Annotated in this window: 2 protein-coding genes; both read left to right on the forward strand. The window is 44.7% G+C overall.

The window, feature by feature from the left end:
• The first annotated feature begins 81 nt into the window (after positions 1-81).
• Positions 82-333, forward strand: a complete 252-nt coding sequence (locus tag FC15_RS04400) for an IS3 family transposase (RefSeq protein WP_002816285.1) — start codon at positions 82-84, stop codon at positions 331-333.
• A gap of 53 nt (positions 334-386) precedes the next feature.
• Positions 387-976, forward strand: a 590-nt coding sequence (locus tag FC15_RS04405; RefSeq protein ID WP_083479093.1) for an IS3 family transposase, incomplete at its 3' end; no start/stop codon positions are given.

Here is a 976-nt window from a genome sequence, read left to right on the forward strand (position 1 = left end):
TGGATGTAAGCTGATTCCTGAGACAACTTTTAAGAGAGGGTATAATGAATAAATCGTCTCTCAAAAGGAAGGAATTTTTACATGCCAACTCGTTACGACAAAGAATTCAAACAAAACATTATCAACCTATATAAGCAAGGCGAATCAGCTGCTCAACTGGCCAGAGAATATGGCATTGGCTATTCAACCGTTCATAAGTGGATCCAGGGCCAGGCCAAAACTCAATCCGGTAAATCGCCAGACGAAATCAAAGCGATGGAAAAGCGACTGGCTTCGCTGTCTGAGGAGAACGAAATCCTAAAAAAAGCCCTGGGCTTCCTTGCGCAGAAGTAACCAATATCTTTGATTACATTCACCAAGAAAGCCATCACCACCAGGTAACCAAGATGTGCCGAATCCTCGGTGTTTCCAGAGCTCAGTATTATCGTTATCGATCCCCCAAACCTTCAAAACGCCGGGCCGAAGATGCGGACTTGAAACAACGGATTCTGCGGATCTTTGCGGAATTTAAGCAGCGATACGGTGTTATGAAGATCCACCATGAATTGAATCTGGAACTTCAACCACTGCAGCTTCGGTGCAGTCCACGACGGATCTCCCGGCTCATGAAGGAACTGGATATCCACTCCGTTACCGTCAATAAGTGGAAAGCGGCTTCGGCTTCCAAAACCAAGGTTGAACAGCGTCCCAACTTGCTTAAGCAGGATTTCTCGACCACTGGTTTAAATCAAAAATGGACCGCTGATATGACCTATATTCAAACGAAGCGTAATGGCTGGTGTTACTTATCAACCATCATGGACCTGCACTCACGACGGATTATCGGCTATTCGTTCTCAAAAAAGATGGCTACTGATTTAGTCTTAAAGACCCTTGAAAGCGCGGTTAAAAATCGAACCATTACTGGGGACCTGATTATCCATACGGATTTAGGATCACAGCATACCAGCGATGATTACAATCAACGTTTAACTGA

The sequence above is a fragment of the Lapidilactobacillus concavus DSM 17758 genome (genome assembly GCF_001435835.1).
GTDB classification, from domain to species: domain Bacteria; phylum Bacillota; class Bacilli; order Lactobacillales; family Lactobacillaceae; genus Lapidilactobacillus; species Lapidilactobacillus concavus.

Excerpts from the sequence above, each read along its gene's own strand:
- FC15_RS04400 (WP_002816285.1), top strand. The coding sequence starts at position 82 with ATGCCAACTCGTTACGACAAAGAATTCAAACAAAACATTATCAACCTA.